This window comes from Pseudomonas sp. 43(2021) (assembly GCF_017490805.1).
Taxonomy (GTDB): Bacteria; Pseudomonadota; Gammaproteobacteria; order Pseudomonadales; family Pseudomonadaceae; genus Aquipseudomonas.
The window spans coordinates 1-264 of record NZ_JAFGYJ010000634.1 but is presented as its reverse complement, the minus strand read 5'-3'; the positions used below and the strand labels follow the sequence as shown (position 1 = coordinate 264).

Here is a 264-nt window from a genome sequence, read left to right as displayed (position 1 = left end):
TGGCCAACGGCACGGTAGTCAACGCCGTGGCCCAGGACCCGGCCGGCAATACCGGCCCGCAGGGCAGCACCACGGTGGATGCGCTCGCACCCGCTGCGCCGGTGGTCAACCCGAGCAATGGCGCCGTGATCAACGGCACCGCCGAGCCAAACAGCACGGTGACGCTCACCGACGGCAGTGGTAATCCGATTGGCCAGGTGACGGCCGATGGCAGTGGCAACTGGACGTTCACCCCGGGCACGCCGCTGCCCAATGGCACCGTGG

General features: G+C 69.3%; 1 protein-coding gene. It reads left to right on the top strand.

The features are described 5' to 3' along the window. On the top strand, positions 1-264 hold a 264-nt coding region (locus tag J5M71_RS29725; protein WP_207839151.1), incomplete at both ends, for an Ig-like domain-containing protein.